The following is a 13841-nucleotide window of genomic DNA, read 5'->3' on the forward strand; positions in this document are numbered from 1 at the left end:
ACCGCCGCACCACAGGACGCCGTGGTCGCGCAGCGCGCCCAGGGCGTTCGACTCCTGGTCGGGAGCGCGCCAAGGGCGTTCGCCGGGTGACCGGGAGGGTGGCGCTGCGGCGTCGGGGCCGCCCTCCCGGTGGTGGGCGGCCCCGATGACGGTCAGCGCAGCCCGCTGCGTACCGCGCGGACGAAGGTGGCCCAGGTGGTCGGGTGGAAACGCAGCGCCGGACCGGACTGGTCCTTGCTGTCGCGTACGCCGATCAGGCCGGGCAGGTTGTCGGCCACCTCGACGCAGTCGCCCCCGCTCCCGCCGCTGCGGGTGCTCTTGCGCCAGACGGCCCCGGCCAGGTCAGTCATGCTCGCTCCTCGATGATCGCGTTGATCAGCTTCTCTGATGCTGCCTCGTCCGGCGCGAGCGTCTCCAGGTCGGCCCAGACGCGGTCGTAGGCGGCGACCTCGGCCGGCTTGTCCAGATAGAGCGCGCCGGTGATGTTCTCCAGATAGACGGTAGTCGGCTCGGTCGACGCCCGCCCGAACGCCTGGGGGAAGCCCAGCATCACGAAGGTGCCCGTCTCGCTGGCCAGCGGCGGGCCGGCGGTGAACGGCAGGACGCGCAGGCTCACGTTGGGCAGCGCGGTCATGTCGAGCAGGTGCCGCAGCTGCCCGGCCATCGCCTGCCGGTCGGGGATGGTGCGCCGCAGCACCGCCTCGCTCAGCACCACCTTGAGGGTGGGCGCGCTGGGCAGCCGGCGCACCAGGACGTGTTGGCGCTGCATCCGCACCTCGACGAGCTTCTCCCGCTCTGCCCCGCTCATGGTGGGATTCTTGCGGCGGAACAGTTCTGCCGCGTACTCGCGGGTTTGGAGCAGGCCGGGGATCAGTTCCGCGTCATATCTGCGCATGAGGACGGCGGACGATTCGAGGCCGACGTAGAGCGAGAACCAGGAGGGGACGACGTCGCCGTAGGAATGCCACCATCCTTTGGCGCGGGTCTCCTTGGCGAGGCCGGCGACGATCGACGTCATCTCTTCCGGCACCCGGTACATCTCGCACATGGCGCGGGCGTCCACCACCCGGACCGGCACCAGGCCCTTCTCGATGCGCCACACCTTCTGCCGTGAGCAGTCCAGCCCCTCGGCGGCGGAGTCCAGCGAGACCGAGGCGTCCTCACGGAGCTGGGTGAGCAGCCTGCCGAGCTGCCGTCGGGGGACGGTGGACCCGCTTGTTTCATCCGTCATGCAACATCACCGCACCCCTCCTGCAACAGGATTGTTTCTCCCCGAGCATTTCCTTCCTCCATTCCTCGTGGGTCAAATCGACACGAGGGTAGAACGAGGCCGGAGCGTTGCGCAAGGTACTGGCCGTGTCGCAATCTGTGCATCACCGGAGGGGGATCTGGGGCGTCAGAAATGGCGTCGACAATAGCCCGCTGTCCCGCTCACTGCGAATAGCGCGTGGGCGGGGCGGCGCTATTTCCGGAAAGGACACCCGATGCGTGTGACGTACGAGGACTACCTGCTTGCCGCCGCCCTGACCCTGGCCCGACGGCACCGGCCGACCTGGAGCTGGACCCGCTGGCGCAGGGTGTGCCGCTGCGGCGCGGAACTGCCCTGCCGCGCCGGCCGCCGTACCCTCCTCGCCCCTGGCCACTGGCCTCCGGCGGCGTCGTGACGGCCCACCGCGAGCTGCCGCTGCTGGTCCTGTTGGCGTGGGAGTGCCTGGACCAGCACCGGCGCGGGCGCTGCGGGAAGTGCGCCGAGACCGGGTTCTGCCCGCTGGTGGAGGCCGCCCGGGGCCGGATCAGGCAGTGGCGCAGGTTCCGGCACGTCTGGGGGTGGCGGTGAGGACGCCGCTGCCGAAGGCGGGTGACCTGGTGGTGGTCGGCCGGGCGGCCAGCGTGCAGTTCGTCAGGCCGATCACGTGCCGGGTCATCCGGGTGCTCGACTGGATCACCTACGACGGGTGGTGCTGGCTCGACGTCTACCAACTGGACGCCAAGGGGGACGCGGTGGCCCGGCGGTCGATCTTCGTACAGCCGGCGGGGTTGGCGGTGTCGTCGCCTGCGCCGGTGCCGCGCGCGCCGAGCCGGGTCGGGGTGGCCCGCCAGGTACGCCGGGGGCCTTCTCCGGTCGGGGTGCCGCCGGTGCCGCGCCGGGCGGACCCTGGGCGTCGGGCGTCGGGCGTCGGGCGGCCGGCGGGCGCGGTGCGGCCGGTGGTGGGTGACGGGACGTCAGGGTGTCGTCGCGGCGGCGAAGTAGGGTTCGGCCGCCTCCAGCCGGGGCACCGGCACGCCCAGCCGGCGCGCCTCCGCCAGGGTGTCGCGGCAGACCGCGCGCAGCTCCTCGGGGTTGGCGTGCGCCTGCGTCACCGTGCGCATCGGCGGGAAATGCCCCATCAGCCAGGACATGGCCGGTGCCGCCAGCCAGAGAGGCGCGGTGAAGGGCAGCAACTCGCCGCGGTGCCGCCGCAGATCGACGCCCCGGGCCTCGACGAGCGGCAGCAGCTCGCGGGTGGCGAGGATCGCCTCGCGGATGTCCCCGGTGGTCAGACCGGACAGTGAGCCCCGCCGCAGGCTCTGCGTGTGCAGGCCGGCGTTCTGGACGAAGTGGACCGACAGCCAGCCACGGAAGTCGGAATTCTCCCGGACCCTGAACCCTGCTCCCCGGAACACCTGGCGCACGGCCTGCTCGCGTGCGGTCGGCGGACGGTCGAGAGTGCCGAGGAAGACCACGGGCAGCAGCGCCGCACGCAGTACGCCGTCGTCGCCGAAACCGCCGCCGGCCCCGGGAAAGCCCCAGGCCACCTGGTCGGCGGGAAGGTGCGCTGTCGCGGCCAGCGGCTCTGTCCACAGGTTGTTGAAGACGAGCACCGTGGCCCCGCCCACCCGGGGCCCGAGGAAGGCCGCCGCCTCGGCGAAGCCGTAGTGCTGCACGCTCAGCACGATCAGGTCGAAGTCGTGGTCCGGCTCCAACGATTCGCGGTAGCGCACCGGCCACTTCTCGGCGACCCGCTTGCCCCACGGCCGCCGCCGCGCGTCGCGCAGTTCGAGGTCGATCGCCTCCCCGTACGCCGCCGCCCGCCCCGGCCGGACGTAGAACTCGACGTGGTGCCCGGCCCGTTCCAGGGCCCATCCGTAGGTCGCGCTGATCACGCCCCGGCCGAACATCAGGATCTTCACGCGCACCTCGGGGATATAATTGGAGACCATCTCCACTTTCAAAATATGGAGACAGTCTCCACTTGTCAACACGAGGTCCCGCATGACCGACGCCAAGCCGCTGCGCGCGGACGCCAAGCCGCTGCGCGCCGACGCCCGCCGCAACCGCGACGCCCTGATCGCCAGGGCCCGCGCACTCTTCGCCGAGGGCTGCTTCGACCTGCGCTTCGACGACTTCGCCACGCTGGCCGGGGTCGGCACCGGCACGCTCTACCGGCACTTCCCCACCCGGGAAGCCCTGGCCGAGGCGGTCTACCGGGAGGAACTCGGCGCGCTGTGCGACCGGGCCCGGGAGTTGCAGGCCACCCTCCCCGCCGACGAGGCGTTGGCGTCCTTCCTGCGGGGTTTCGTGGCGCACCTGCACGCCCACGAGGGCCTCGCCCGTACCCTCTCCACGCTGATGGCCACCCACTCGGGAGTGCTGGCCGAGGGTGCCGAGGCCCTGGGCCGGGCCGTCGCCGACCTGCTGGCCGCCGCCGTCCGGGCCGGAACCGTCCGCGATGACGTGGGGGTCGGCGCGATCATGATGGCCCTCCAGGGCATCTGCGCGGCGTACGGCCACCCCGCCTACCGACCCGACGCGGACGGCGTGGTCACCCTCGTCCTCGCCGGCCTCCGCCCACCGGCGCGATGAAGTGCGGCCCGCGTCCGTACCGCTGGTGGCGGGGGAACGCGGGCCGCACAGGAGGCCGGGCGTGGTGCGGGCGGGTGTCGCCCGCACCACGCCGGTGCCTCAGGTGTCGTAGCGGCAGGTGCCGCTGGTGTTCGCGGTGCAGTCGTTGAGCTGGAGGCTGTCCAGGTTGATGGCCTGGTTGCCGGTGGTGGACTGCGCCGGCACGTTCACCGTGAGCCGCACGCTGGCGGCGTTCGCCGGGGCGGTGGCGGTCGTCCGGTACTCCAACCAGTTGCTGGCGAGCGTGTCGGTGGCGCCGGTGCTGGTCGACAGCAGGGTGCCGCCCGAGTTGTACCAGGCGAGCTGGAGTTGCGTGTTGACCGCCGTGCCGCTGCGCAACCGGGTGAACAACTTGTAGGTCCGGCCGGCGGTGACCGTTGCCCGGTTCGTCAGCGAGATCGACGACGTGTTGGACGGCCCGGTGTAGGTGTTGAACTGGACCGACCGACGGCCGTCGAAGTAGGTGCAGGAGTTCCCCGAGATGCCGCAGGCGGGCGTCACCTGGTGCCACCCGCCGGACGAGGCGAACGTCGACGTGCTGCTGCCCGGGGTGGTGGCCTCGACGGTGCGCTGCTCGGCGGTGAGCAGGTCGTTGTTCGCGCCGACGTCGCAGCAGACCGGCGCGGTCAGCATCGGGTGGTTCGCCACGTTCACCTTCGCGGTGGACGGGCTCGGGTCGATGTAGAAGCTGGCCGACAGCTCACTCGGGTCGTAGTAGGTGCGGAACCCCGGATCGGTGTTCCAGTTGTCCCACCAGCCGTACATGATGTCGGGGACGTAGGAGGCGCCCGTCTCGGCCATCCAGGCGTGCCCCGCGCCGAGGACGTGCAACAGTTCGTGCCCGGCGACGCCGGTGGTCCACGATTCGGTGACCGCCGAGCAGTGCACGCCGCTGGAGTTGCCGCCGGTCGGGCACTGGTAGGCGTCAGAGTTCGACGCGAAGTCGGTGAAGACCAGGTAGATCCGGTTGCTGTCCTGGTATCCGGCGGAGACCAGGTCGCTGCGGACGGTGCTGGCGGGGGTGCTCGGATTCGCCCCGGCGTCGATCTTCTCGGGGACGATCAGGGAGCGGGCGTAACCGGCGTACGTGCTGGTGTCGTACCCGGTGCGGCAGCTGAAGTTGTAGTGCTGGTCGTAGTTGGTCGACTCGTCGAGCGCCCAGTCGATCCGGTCCACCACCTTGGCGATGTACTCGACGTTGGCCTCGTAGTTGTTGCCGACGCCGTCGTGCCACGCGTAGATCACCTGGACGGCGGGGGTCGCCCCGGTCGGCGCGGCCGGGTTGGCGACTGTGGACTGGCAGCCGCGCTTGGGCACGGTGGGCATGGACGGCTGCGCGTACGGCTGGGCCGGCTCGGTGCCCGGCCCCCAGGCCAGGGCGGGGGTTGGGGCGGAGACCACCGCGAGAGCGGTGGCCAGGGCAGCGGCGACGACGGCGGTGAGGGTACGGGGCCGTCGGGTCCGGAACGGGGACCGGGGCAAGGGCGCTCCTCGAATGGTGGTGGACACTGCCGGTGGGCAGCGCACTCCATACAACCGATTCGAGTGACGTGCATCAATCTTCATCGATGGTGAGTAAGGTCATTCCCAATTCCCGGGCGAATGCTTGTCCTATCGCTAATAACGTGCAGTGACCGTATCGTCACCATACGCATGCGCGGCTCGGACGGCTCACCCGCGGTCCGCCGCCCCATCCCTGACCCTCCACCACGTCAGGCGGTCTCGACGCCCACCTGGGTCCGGTGGTGCACCGGGGCGTCGATCTCGTCGATCAGCGCGACGGCGAGATCCGGGTACGAGATGCGACTGGCCAGGTCGGCGGTCGTCGCGCGGTACCGCCCGGTGCGCCCGCCGCCGTGGTCGAAATCGCCGGCTGGGCTGACGACCAGCCAGTCCACCCCGGCGGGCGCGGCCCGCAGCACCTGCACGCCGGCGGCATGGGCGAGGGCGAACCCCCGGTACTCCTGCGGATAGCCGGGCGAGTCCATCAGCGCCACCCCCTGCGCGGTCGTCAACACCGCCGCCAGGCCGACCACCAGCAACCGGCCCACCTCAGCGGCGGCCAGCCCGTCGAGCAGGGCACGGGCGACGCCGGGATAGAACGCGTCGGGCCGCGCCGAGGCGTCGTAGACGGCGCTGACGGCGGCATCGTGTCCAGCGGCGACCTTGGCGACACTGTCCGGGTCGGTCGCATCACCGACCACCAGGCGTACGCCATCCGTCGGCAGGCTGCCGTGCGCGCCTGGATCGCGGACCACCGCAGTGACCTGATGACCCCGTCGGCGCGCTTCGGCGACCGCCGCCCGACCAGCCCGGCCGCCCGCACCGAACACCACCACCCTGCTCATAGCGACACCTCGCTTCCCCCATGTCGGCCCGGTTGCCGACACCGCCGCCGACCGTAGCGGGGGAGCTGGTTACCACCGGAAAACCGACCAGCGTGAGGCCGTGGCCCGCTCCCTCGGCGTGCCCGGCCCGGTCCGCCCCGCCGCCCCGCCGCCGCCCGGAGCGGTGCCGGGGTGGTCGGGTCGGCCGTCCCCGCCGGGTGGAACGGGATCGTCCTACCCCTGTGCTCGAATCCCGTCATGCATGTCGTCGTCGTGGGCGCCCTCGTGGACAACGGTGCGGTCCTGCTGGTGCACCGCAGCCCGACCCGCCGGGCATACCCGGACCGCTGGGATCTGCCCGGCGGGCACGTCGAAGCGGGGGAGTCGGCACCGCAGGCCCTCGCGCGTGAGATGCACGAGGAACTCGGCGTCCACATCGTGGCGGAGTCCGTCACCCGGCTGGGCGACCTGCGTGCCGGCAGTGGTGAGGATGCCGTTCACCTGGGGGTCTGGCACGTCGGCGACTGGATCGGCTCGCCGACCAACTGCGCACCCGACGAGCACGACGACATCGCCTGGGTCGGGATCGACGAATTGGACGGCCTTCCCCTCGTGCACGGCGGTCTGCCGGCACTGCTGCGTTCGCTGCCTGAGTCCTGAACGGCTGCCTCGTCGCGACGAAGCCCGGACAGTCGTGTCGTCGAGATGATCGACGACGTCGGGCCTGCCGGGCTTGCCGACCTGCGGTAGGAGTGTGCGCCCGGCAGGATTCGAACCTGCGGCCTTGGGATTAGAAGTCCCCTGCTCTATCCGCTGAGCTACGGGCGCGCGGCGTACGTGTCGCGCCAAGAGGGTACCGCCGACCCCCTGCCGTACGGGGGAACGGGTCGCGTCCGGACACGCGTGATCAGCGTCGCACGACACCCCCGATCCGGGCACCTGGCTTCCGTCGGCGCGTCGGCCCGTACCCTCGGGTCCGTGCTGTTGGAACCGGACGCCGAGAACGAGGTCGCCTCCGAGCTGTGCCAGCTCCTGGGCCGGGCCATCCTGCCGGTCCACGCGGCGGGCGGCCCCGGTACCGCCTTCTTCCTCAGCCACCCGGGCGGCGAATTCCTGCTGACCGCCGAGGGGGTCGCCGCACAGGCGCAACGGCTCGGCCTGCGGCCCAGCATCACCGAGCCGGCCGGCGTGGCCGGTGAGTCGCTGGCGCTGGCGGACCTGCCGGCGCAGTGGATACGCGATGCGCGGCTCGGGGTGGCCGCCCTGCCGACCGGCGAACTCCACGGGTTCGCCGCCGGGCAGGGTTGGCGGTGGCGGGTGCAGCCGGTGCCGGCCACGATCGCCGTCCGGGCGGACGACCTCGCCGGGTTCGGCGTCGGGCCGGTCACCGCGATCGTGCTGGCCCTCGGCGTCGACGTCGACGGCGGTCGCCCGTTGGAGGTCGCCGTCGAGCGTGCCGTCCGCGACGGCGACTCGCTGCGGATCGACGCCGCGCTCCCCGCCGGCTACGTCGGCGCTCCCGTCTTCGGGGTACGACCCGACGACGTCGGGGAGATCAGCCTGCGCTGCCTCGGCGTGGTCCTGCCCGGCGGGCATGACGACGATCTCGGACCCGGCCACCCGGTGGCCACCCTCGACCGCGCGCTCGCTGTCCTACCCGCCCCCTGATCCGCAGCCTGCTGGTCCCCCGGCCCCCTGCCCGCCCTCCGCCTTTGAGTGAGGCGTCTTGATCGACTCGCTTGGGCCGATGTGGCGGTATCCCGCTCTGCTTGTTACCGCCACATCGGCCCAAGCGAGTCGATCATGCTGGCGTTACCGCGACATCGGCCCCGGAGGGTCGATCACGTGGCGTGGGCGGGTGATCGTTGCCGCGAAGGCTCGGGGCGGCGGGCCTCGACGTGGTGACCCCGGCGCTCGGCCCCCGGCGCTCGGCCCTCGGCGGCCGGTGTGACTGGTCAGGTGGTCGGGAGAGCGGTGGGGGTCGGGGATTCCGAGTCGGTCGGGGTGCCTGTGACAGGCGCCTGGACTTCGGTCGGTTCGGCGGCGGCGAGGCGGGTCGGGCCGGCGCCGAGGAAGGCTTCGGCCCACCGGCCGACCTCGGTGAAGACCTGCTCGCGTACGGCCGGGCCGGAGAGGACCAGGTCGTGCTTGCCGCCGTCGAAGCGGGCCACGGTGACGTGCCGGCCGAGCCGGGGCGCCCAGCGGACCATGTGCTCCACGTCCAGCACCGCGTCGGCCAGGGCTGCCGAGTCGTGCCACCGGGTGCCCCGGAAACTCCGGGTCGAGCAGGCCAGCAGCACCGGCACGGGGATGTCCAGCCCGGCGCGGAGCTGCCGTTGGGCGGTGCGGATCGCGGCCAGCCAGCCGGCCCGCACGGGGAACCCGGCGAGCGGCTTCCACGCCAGGTCGTACGTCCACTCGCCGCGATGGTCGGCGTGCAGGCTCTCGCCGTACACGGTGCCCAGGCCGAAGGGGAGGATGCGGTGCGGCGCGCGGCGGCCCAGTCGGGAGACGGCCGCCGCGAGGGGTCGACGGATCAGCCAGGGGGCGTTGATGTCGAAGAAGGGGCTGTTCAGGACGAGCCCGTCGACTCCACCGGCGTCGCGGCGGGCGTGTGCCCAGAGCGAGATGATCAGGCCGCCGGTGGAGTGGCCCATGGCGAGCAGGGTGTCGTGCCCGTCCTCGTCGCGGATGATCTTGGTGGCGGCGTCCAGCTCGGGGAAGTAGTCGCTCAGGTCGCGGCAGAAGTTCGGAGTCTGGTGGGGCAGCAGGCTGCGGCCGTACTTGCGCAGGTCGAGGGCGTAGAAGTCCCAGCCACGCTCGGCGTAGAAGTCGGCCAGGTGGGTCTGGAAGAAGTAGTCGACGAAGCCGTGCACATAGAGCACCGCCCGGCCGGTCGGGCGCTCGGCACGCCGCCGGACCAGCGTTGCCACCACCGGCCCCTCGTCGTCGGTCCCGAGGTCGATGGTCTGCCGCTCGTACGGGGGCCCCAGCACGTCCTGTTCCACAGCCGCGACGCTACGCCCGCCGGCTACCCGACGGTAGCCCCTCAGTCGGGATGACCGGCACCCCCGTCGCCCGGATGGGAGACGGGTCGCCCCGCCCGGCGTGGCGCGCGGACGGGGCGAAACCGATGGTCGGCAGGTCAGGCGGTCTCGGCGTCCACCCGGTCGGCGTCGTTGTCGGAGTCGAGGTCCGGCAGCGGCGCGGGGACGGGCTGGGCCATCTCCCGGATGTGCTTGTTGTGCCGGGGCTCCTGCCGGGTCTTGGCGTCGTTGAGCTTGCGGCGCAGGTCGTCGCGGGCGTCGTTGAGGGCGGCCCGCAGGTCCTCCTCGCTCGACGTGGTGACGATCTTCTGGCGGCCGGCGATCCAGCACTCCAGGGTGACCTTCTGCCCACGCGCCTCCCGGTCCTTGACCGACACCTCCAGCTCGGTGGCGTCGGCGTGGAAGGCGGCCAGCCGGGCGTCCAGGGTGCCGAACTGCTCGACGATCCAGTTCCGGTCGCCCTGGGAGAAGCCCGCGCCCATCCGCAGGCACTCGGCCACGGTTGCCGGGTTCGCCACCGCGCTCATCGCCGCACCTCCCGCTCGGTGCGGACGGAACCGGTGGTACGCAGCGGGGTCCGAATCATCAGCACTGCCTTTCTCGTCTGACGTCGTGCCTGGTGGTGCCTGGTTGATCAACTCATTACCCAGTCGGGGGCGACCTCACTCCGGGTAACGCCGTCTTCTCGGTGTCGCTGTCGTTCGATGCCGGCTCCTCCCTCCCGGTTCCGGTCGCCCCTTCGACCCGGCGGCGGCCCCGATCCGGGTCTGGTTTCATCCTGGCCCGGCCGGTGGGGCCTCCTCCAGGGCCGGTCGGCCTAGCACACCGGGACCTTGATCAGGTTGTTGTCCACAGGCGCTCCGGTTGTCCACAGGACGAGGTCATGCAGTCGCGCCGGTCGTCCGGGCCGGCCAGGCTCGGTCCCGAGTCGACTCGCTGTCACATCCGCAGGACCCCTGGGAGGGGACCATGTTCGACACCTACGTCACGATCGTGGGCAACGTGCTCACCGCGCCGGAGTGGCGCCGTACCGCGCAGAGCAACACCCTGGTCGCCAACTTCAAGGTGGCCTCCACCGCCCGCCGCCTCAACCGGGACAGCGGCCGGTGGGTGGACGGCAACAGCCTCCGTGTCCGGGTCAACTGCTGGCGCAAGCTGGCCGAGGGGGTGGCCGCCTCGGTCATGGTCGGCGATCCGGTGGTGGTCGCCGGGCGGCTCTACACCCGCGACTGGACCGACGACGCCGGCAACCACCGGGTCCTCTACGAGTTGGAGGCGGTCGCGGTCGGCCACGACCTGTCCCGGGGCCGGTCCCGCTTCCTGCGCAACCGGCCGAGCATGGCGACCAGCGCGGTGGAGGACGACGAGGCCGCCCAGCGGGTGCAGGGCGAGCCGACCGAACCGGTGCCGGTCGGGCAGGCCCCCGCCGGGCCGGACGACCGCCCGCTCGACGACGACTTCGAGTTGTCCGGCTTCGGCTTCCCCCGCCCCGGCCACGACCTCTCCGGCGGTGGGTACGCCCCGCCGGCCGACCCGTTCGACGACGACCCCGACGACGACCTGACCCCGCTGCCCGACGACGGGCCCGACACCGGTGACGAGCCGACGGCCCGGTCCGGCGATGGGACCGAGCCCGGCGACCAGGACCGGCCTGGCGGCGAGGATGAGCCCGGTGGCGCAGGTGAGCCGGGCGGCGCAGGTGAGCCCGGCGATGAGGGCCGGTCCGGTGGTGCGGGTCGGTCCGGTGGTGGCGGTCGGTCGGGTGGTGCGGTCGCCGCGACGCCGGGCGAGGTGGCTCTCGGCCCGGCGGGCCGGGGCCGACGTGGCCGGGGCCGGGTGCCGGTCCCGGCCTGAGACCCCGGCCCGCGCCGGGGAAGGGGCGCGGGCCGCGGTGCGTACGGACGGGGGCGGGGTGGCGACGGCGACGTGGTCACCCCGCGTACGACTAGGCTGGCCGGCCGGAGGTGGTGCGGGTGGGGCGGCGCACAGCGGCGGCGGACGCGGTCGGCATGGTGGCCGGGTATGCGCTGGACAGCCTGCTCGGCGATCCCCGGCGCTGGCATCCGGTGGCCGGCTTCGGTCGGGCCGCCGGTGCCCTGGAACGCCGGGTCTACCGCGCCGATCGTCGGGCCGGAGCGGTCTTCACCGCCGTGGCCGTGGGTGCGCCGGTGCTGCTCGGGGTGGCCGTCAGCCGGGTCACCCGGCGACACCCGGCGGCCCGGGTCCTGGTCGTGGCCGCCGGCACCTGGACCGTGCTCGGCGGCCGGACCCTGCGCCACGAGGCGAAGGTGATGGGCACCGCCCTGCGCGCCGGTGACCTGCCGGCGGCCCGGCACCGGCTCGGGCATCTCTGCGGTCGTGACCCGTCCGGGCTCGACGAGGGTGAACTGGCCCGCGCCACCGTCGAGTCGGTCGCCGAGAACACCTCCGACGCCGTGGTCGCCCCGCTGGTCTGGGGCGCCCTCGCCGGTCTGCCCGGCCTGCTCGGCTACCGGGCGGCGAACACCCTCGACGCGATGGTCGGGCACCGCTCACCCCGCTACGCCCGGTTCGGCACCCCGGCCGCCCGGCTCGACGATCTGCTCAACCTGGTGCCGGCCCGACTGACCGGGCTGCTCACCGTCGCCGCCGCACCCACCGTGCACGGCGACCGGGAGCGGGCCCGGCAGGTCTGGCGACGGGACCGCCACGACCATCCCAGCCCCAACGCCGGGCAGTGCGAGGCGGCCATGGCCGGCGCGCTGGGCGTCCGGCTCGGCGGCCGGAACGTCTACTTCGGGCGCTGCGAGGTGCGGCCCTTCCTGGGCGACGGCCCCCGCCCCGAGGCCAGGCACCTGAAGCGGGCCGCCCGGCTCTCCGGGACGGTCGGCCTGGCCGCCCTCACCCTCGCCGCCGTCTGGCCGCTGACCGGCGGCCGGCTGGTCGCCGCCACCGGTCGCGCGTTGCTGCGGCACCCGTCCCGACAGTTCGCCGCCCGCCTCGGCTCCCTCGGCCGGGGGAGCGGTCGGTGAGCGGAGGACTGCTCGTCGCGGGCACCACGTCCGACGCGGGCAAGAGCGTGCTGACCGCCGGCATCTGCCGGTGGTTGCACCGGCGCGGGGTCGCCGTCGCGCCGTTCAAGGCCCAGAACATGTCCAACAACTCCGCCGTGGTGGTCGGCCCGGACGGGCGCGGCGGCGAGATCGGCCGGGCCCAGGCGATGCAGGCCGCCGCCTGCGGGATCGCCCCCGACCTGCGGTTCAACCCGGTGCTGCTCAAGCCGGGCAGCGATCTGGCCAGTCAGGTGGTGCTGCTCGGCGAAGCCGTCGACACCGTCACCGCCGGCAACTTCCGCACCCTGCGGCCCACACTGGCCGAGACGGCGTACGCGGCCCTGGCCGAGTTGCGGGAGGCGTACGACGTGGTGATCTGTGAGGGGGCCGGCAGCCCTGCCGAGATCAACCTGCGGGCCGGGGACTACGTCAACATGGGGCTCGCCCGGCACGCCGGTCTGCCCACCATCGTGGTCGGCGACATCGACCGGGGTGGCGTGTTCGCCGCCATGTTCGGCACGGTCGCCCTGCTCGACCCCGCCGACCAGGCGCTGATCGCCGGCTTCGTGATCAACAAGTTCCGGGGCGATCTCGGTCTGCTCCGCCCGGGGCTGGACATGCTGCACCGGGTGACCGGCCGTCCCACCTACGGGGTGCTGCCCTGGCAACTCGACCTCTGGCTCGACGCCGAGGACTCGCTCGCCTACGGGCGGGTGCTCGGCCGGCCCGCCGCCCCGTACGGCACCGAATGGCTCGACGTCGCGGTGGTCCGGCTGCCCCGGATCAGCAACGCCACCGACGTGGAGGCCCTCGCCACCGAACCGGGGGTCCGGGTCCGGCTCACCGTCGAACCCGCCGAGCTTGCCGCCGCCGACCTGGTCGTCCTGCCCGGCTCCAAGTCCACCGTCGCCGACCTGGCGTGGCTGCGGGAGACCGGGCTCGCCGAGGCGGTCACCGCCCACGCCGCCGCCGGCCGGCCGCTGCTCGGCATCTGCGGCGGCTTCCAGATGCTGGCCACGGCCATCCACGACCCGGTGGAGAGCCGACGGGGCAGCGTCCCCGGCCTGGGCCTGCTGCCCATCGAGATCACCTTCGCTCCGGGCAAGACCGTCCGCCCCGCCGTCGGCACCGCCGCCGACGTCCCGGTGCGCGGCTACGAGATCCACCACGGGTACGTCTCCGCCGCCGATCCGGAGCTGCCACCGTTGCTGCACCACGCCGACGGTCGCCCCGAAGGCGCTCGGCTCGGCGCGCTGCACGGCACCCACTGGCACGGTGCGTTCGAGTCCGACGGGTTCCGCCGCCGGTTCCTCACCGAGGTGGCCCGGTCGGCCGGCCGGCACGGCTTCACCGTCGCACCGGACACCCGCTTCGCCGCCGCCCGCGAACGCTCCCTCGACCTGCTCGGCGACCTGGTCGAGGAGCACCTGGACACGGCCGCGCTGTGGCGGCTCGTCGAGACCGGCGCCCCCGCCGGCCTCCCGTTCATCCCACCCGGCGCCCCGCCCACCGGCTGACCGTCAGCGCCGGTGCGTCCGTCCGGGGCCGTCGA

General features: G+C 73.0%; 15 protein-coding genes, 1 tRNA gene and 1 pseudogene. 9 read left to right on the forward strand and 8 right to left on the reverse strand.

Features of this window, described 5'->3' with window-relative positions; translation table 11 throughout:
- Positions 1 to 152: 152 nt before the first annotated feature.
- Together GA0070216_RS23835 and GA0070216_RS23840 are read right to left on the reverse strand one after the other, a co-directional pair.
- On the reverse strand, positions 153 to 350 hold the full coding sequence (locus GA0070216_RS23835; RefSeq protein WP_091250495.1) for a DUF397 domain-containing protein: 198 nt from the start codon (positions 348 to 350) through the stop codon (positions 153 to 155).
- A complete protein-coding gene (locus GA0070216_RS23840; protein ID WP_091250499.1) occupies positions 347 to 1231 on the reverse strand; it encodes a helix-turn-helix domain-containing protein in 885 nt (294 codons plus the stop codon). The genes GA0070216_RS23835 and GA0070216_RS23840 overlap by 4 nt, the downstream gene beginning before the upstream one ends.
- Positions 1232 to 1484: 253 nt before the next feature.
- Here GA0070216_RS23840 and GA0070216_RS23845 point away from each other — a divergent pair, with 253 nt between their 5' ends.
- The 3 genes and pseudogenes from GA0070216_RS23845 to GA0070216_RS35685 all read left to right on the forward strand — a co-directional run.
- The gene (locus GA0070216_RS23845; protein WP_091250502.1) at positions 1485 to 1664 is read left to right on the forward strand and encodes a hypothetical protein; all 180 of its coding nucleotides are present in this window, start codon (positions 1485 to 1487) and stop codon (positions 1662 to 1664) included.
- Positions 1661 to 1837 (forward strand): hypothetical protein, encoded by a 177-nt coding sequence (locus GA0070216_RS34700; protein ID WP_176739105.1) that lies wholly within the window; start codon positions 1661 to 1663, stop codon positions 1835 to 1837. Before GA0070216_RS23845 ends, GA0070216_RS34700 begins: the two co-directional genes overlap by 4 nt.
- A gap of 8 nt (positions 1838 to 1845) precedes the next feature.
- Positions 1846 to 2127, forward strand: a pseudogene (locus GA0070216_RS35685) (hypothetical protein); the annotation flags it as partial.
- A 96-nt stretch (positions 2128 to 2223) separates the two neighbouring features.
- On the opposite strand, the gene GA0070216_RS23855 reads toward GA0070216_RS35685, so the two are convergent.
- On the reverse strand, positions 2224 to 3201 hold the full coding sequence (locus GA0070216_RS23855; protein WP_245722680.1) for a ketopantoate reductase family protein: 978 nt from the start codon (positions 3199 to 3201) through the stop codon (positions 2224 to 2226).
- Between the two features lie 52 nt (positions 3202 to 3253).
- Between GA0070216_RS23855 and GA0070216_RS23860 the strand changes: the two genes are divergently transcribed.
- On the forward strand, positions 3254 to 3844 hold the full coding sequence (locus GA0070216_RS23860; protein WP_091250509.1) for a TetR/AcrR family transcriptional regulator: 591 nt from the start codon (positions 3254 to 3256) through the stop codon (positions 3842 to 3844).
- 99 nt (positions 3845 to 3943) lie between these two features.
- Here GA0070216_RS23860 and GA0070216_RS23865 read toward each other — a convergent pair whose 3' ends face one another.
- On the reverse strand, positions 3944 to 5365 hold the full coding sequence (locus GA0070216_RS23865; protein WP_091250512.1) for a hypothetical protein: 1422 nt from the start codon (positions 5363 to 5365) through the stop codon (positions 3944 to 3946).
- Between the two features lie 230 nt (positions 5366 to 5595).
- Positions 5596 to 6231 carry an NAD(P)-dependent oxidoreductase gene (locus tag GA0070216_RS23870; RefSeq protein WP_091250516.1) on the reverse strand — a complete coding sequence of 212 codons (636 nt, stop codon included), beginning with the start codon at positions 6229 to 6231 and terminating at the stop codon, positions 5596 to 5598.
- 237 nt (positions 6232 to 6468) lie between these two features.
- Here GA0070216_RS23870 and GA0070216_RS23875 point away from each other — a divergent pair, with 237 nt between their 5' ends.
- Positions 6469 to 6870 carry an NUDIX domain-containing protein gene (locus tag GA0070216_RS23875; RefSeq protein WP_091250519.1) on the forward strand — a complete coding sequence of 134 codons (402 nt, stop codon included), beginning with the start codon at positions 6469 to 6471 and terminating at the stop codon, positions 6868 to 6870.
- 95 nt (positions 6871 to 6965) lie between these two features.
- Here the strand turns inward: GA0070216_RS23875 and GA0070216_RS23880 are convergent.
- A tRNA-Arg gene (locus tag GA0070216_RS23880) sits at positions 6966 to 7038 on the reverse strand.
- A 150-nt stretch (positions 7039 to 7188) separates the two neighbouring features.
- On the opposite strand from GA0070216_RS23880, the gene GA0070216_RS23885 reads away from it, so the two are divergent.
- Complete coding sequence (locus GA0070216_RS23885) at positions 7189 to 7878, forward strand: hypothetical protein (protein ID WP_141723172.1); 690 nt, start codon at positions 7189 to 7191, stop codon at positions 7876 to 7878.
- Between the two features lie 287 nt (positions 7879 to 8165).
- Here the strand turns inward: GA0070216_RS23885 and GA0070216_RS23890 are convergent, their stop codons facing one another.
- The gene (locus tag GA0070216_RS23890; RefSeq protein WP_245722669.1) at positions 8166 to 9218 is read right to left on the reverse strand and encodes an alpha/beta hydrolase; all 1053 of its coding nucleotides are present in this window, start codon (positions 9216 to 9218) and stop codon (positions 8166 to 8168) included.
- 137 nt (positions 9219 to 9355) lie between these two features.
- Positions 9356 to 9784 (reverse strand): HPF/RaiA family ribosome-associated protein, encoded by a 429-nt coding sequence (locus GA0070216_RS23895; RefSeq protein ID WP_091250525.1) that lies wholly within the window; start codon positions 9782 to 9784, stop codon positions 9356 to 9358.
- Positions 9785 to 10226: 442 nt separating this feature from the next.
- Between GA0070216_RS23895 and GA0070216_RS23900 the strand changes: the two genes are divergently transcribed.
- From GA0070216_RS23900 to GA0070216_RS23910, 3 genes are all read left to right on the forward strand, one after another.
- Positions 10227 to 11111 carry a single-stranded DNA-binding protein gene (locus tag GA0070216_RS23900; protein WP_091250529.1) on the forward strand — a complete coding sequence of 295 codons (885 nt, stop codon included), beginning with the start codon at positions 10227 to 10229 and terminating at the stop codon, positions 11109 to 11111.
- A 155-nt stretch (positions 11112 to 11266) separates the two neighbouring features.
- Positions 11267 to 12268, forward strand: a complete 1002-nt coding sequence (locus tag GA0070216_RS23905) for a cobalamin biosynthesis protein (RefSeq protein ID WP_245722681.1) — start codon at positions 11267 to 11269, stop codon at positions 12266 to 12268.
- The gene (locus tag GA0070216_RS23910; RefSeq protein WP_091250532.1) at positions 12265 to 13806 is read left to right on the forward strand and encodes a cobyric acid synthase; all 1542 of its coding nucleotides are present in this window, start codon (positions 12265 to 12267) and stop codon (positions 13804 to 13806) included. The genes GA0070216_RS23905 and GA0070216_RS23910 overlap by 4 nt, the downstream gene beginning before the upstream one ends.
- The last annotated feature ends 35 nt before the right edge of the window (positions 13807 to 13841 follow it).

It is taken from the genome of Micromonospora matsumotoense (assembly GCF_900091525.1).
Lineage (GTDB): Bacteria > Actinomycetota > Actinomycetes > Mycobacteriales > Micromonosporaceae > Micromonospora > Micromonospora matsumotoensis.

Coding starts and splice junctions, on each gene's coding strand:
- GA0070216_RS23835 (WP_091250495.1), bottom strand. CDS start 350: ATGACTGACCTGGCCGGGGCCGTCTGGCGCAAGAGCACCCGCAGCGGC.
- GA0070216_RS23840 (WP_091250499.1), bottom strand. CDS start 1,231: ATGACGGATGAAACAAGCGGGTCCACCGTCCCCCGACGGCAGCTCGGC.
- GA0070216_RS23845 (WP_091250502.1), top strand. CDS start 1,485: ATGCGTGTGACGTACGAGGACTACCTGCTTGCCGCCGCCCTGACCCTG.
- GA0070216_RS23855 (WP_245722680.1), bottom strand. CDS start 3,201: ATGGTCTCCAATTATATCCCCGAGGTGCGCGTGAAGATCCTGATGTTC.
- GA0070216_RS23860 (WP_091250509.1), top strand. CDS start 3,254: ATGACCGACGCCAAGCCGCTGCGCGCGGACGCCAAGCCGCTGCGCGCC.
- GA0070216_RS23870 (WP_091250516.1), bottom strand. CDS start 6,231: ATGAGCAGGGTGGTGGTGTTCGGTGCGGGCGGCCGGGCTGGTCGGGCG.
- GA0070216_RS23875 (WP_091250519.1), top strand. CDS start 6,469: ATGCATGTCGTCGTCGTGGGCGCCCTCGTGGACAACGGTGCGGTCCTG.
- GA0070216_RS23895 (WP_091250525.1), bottom strand. CDS start 9,784: ATGAGCGCGGTGGCGAACCCGGCAACCGTGGCCGAGTGCCTGCGGATG.
- GA0070216_RS23900 (WP_091250529.1), top strand. CDS start 10,227: ATGTTCGACACCTACGTCACGATCGTGGGCAACGTGCTCACCGCGCCG.
- GA0070216_RS23905 (WP_245722681.1), top strand. CDS start 11,267: ATGGTGGCCGGGTATGCGCTGGACAGCCTGCTCGGCGATCCCCGGCGC.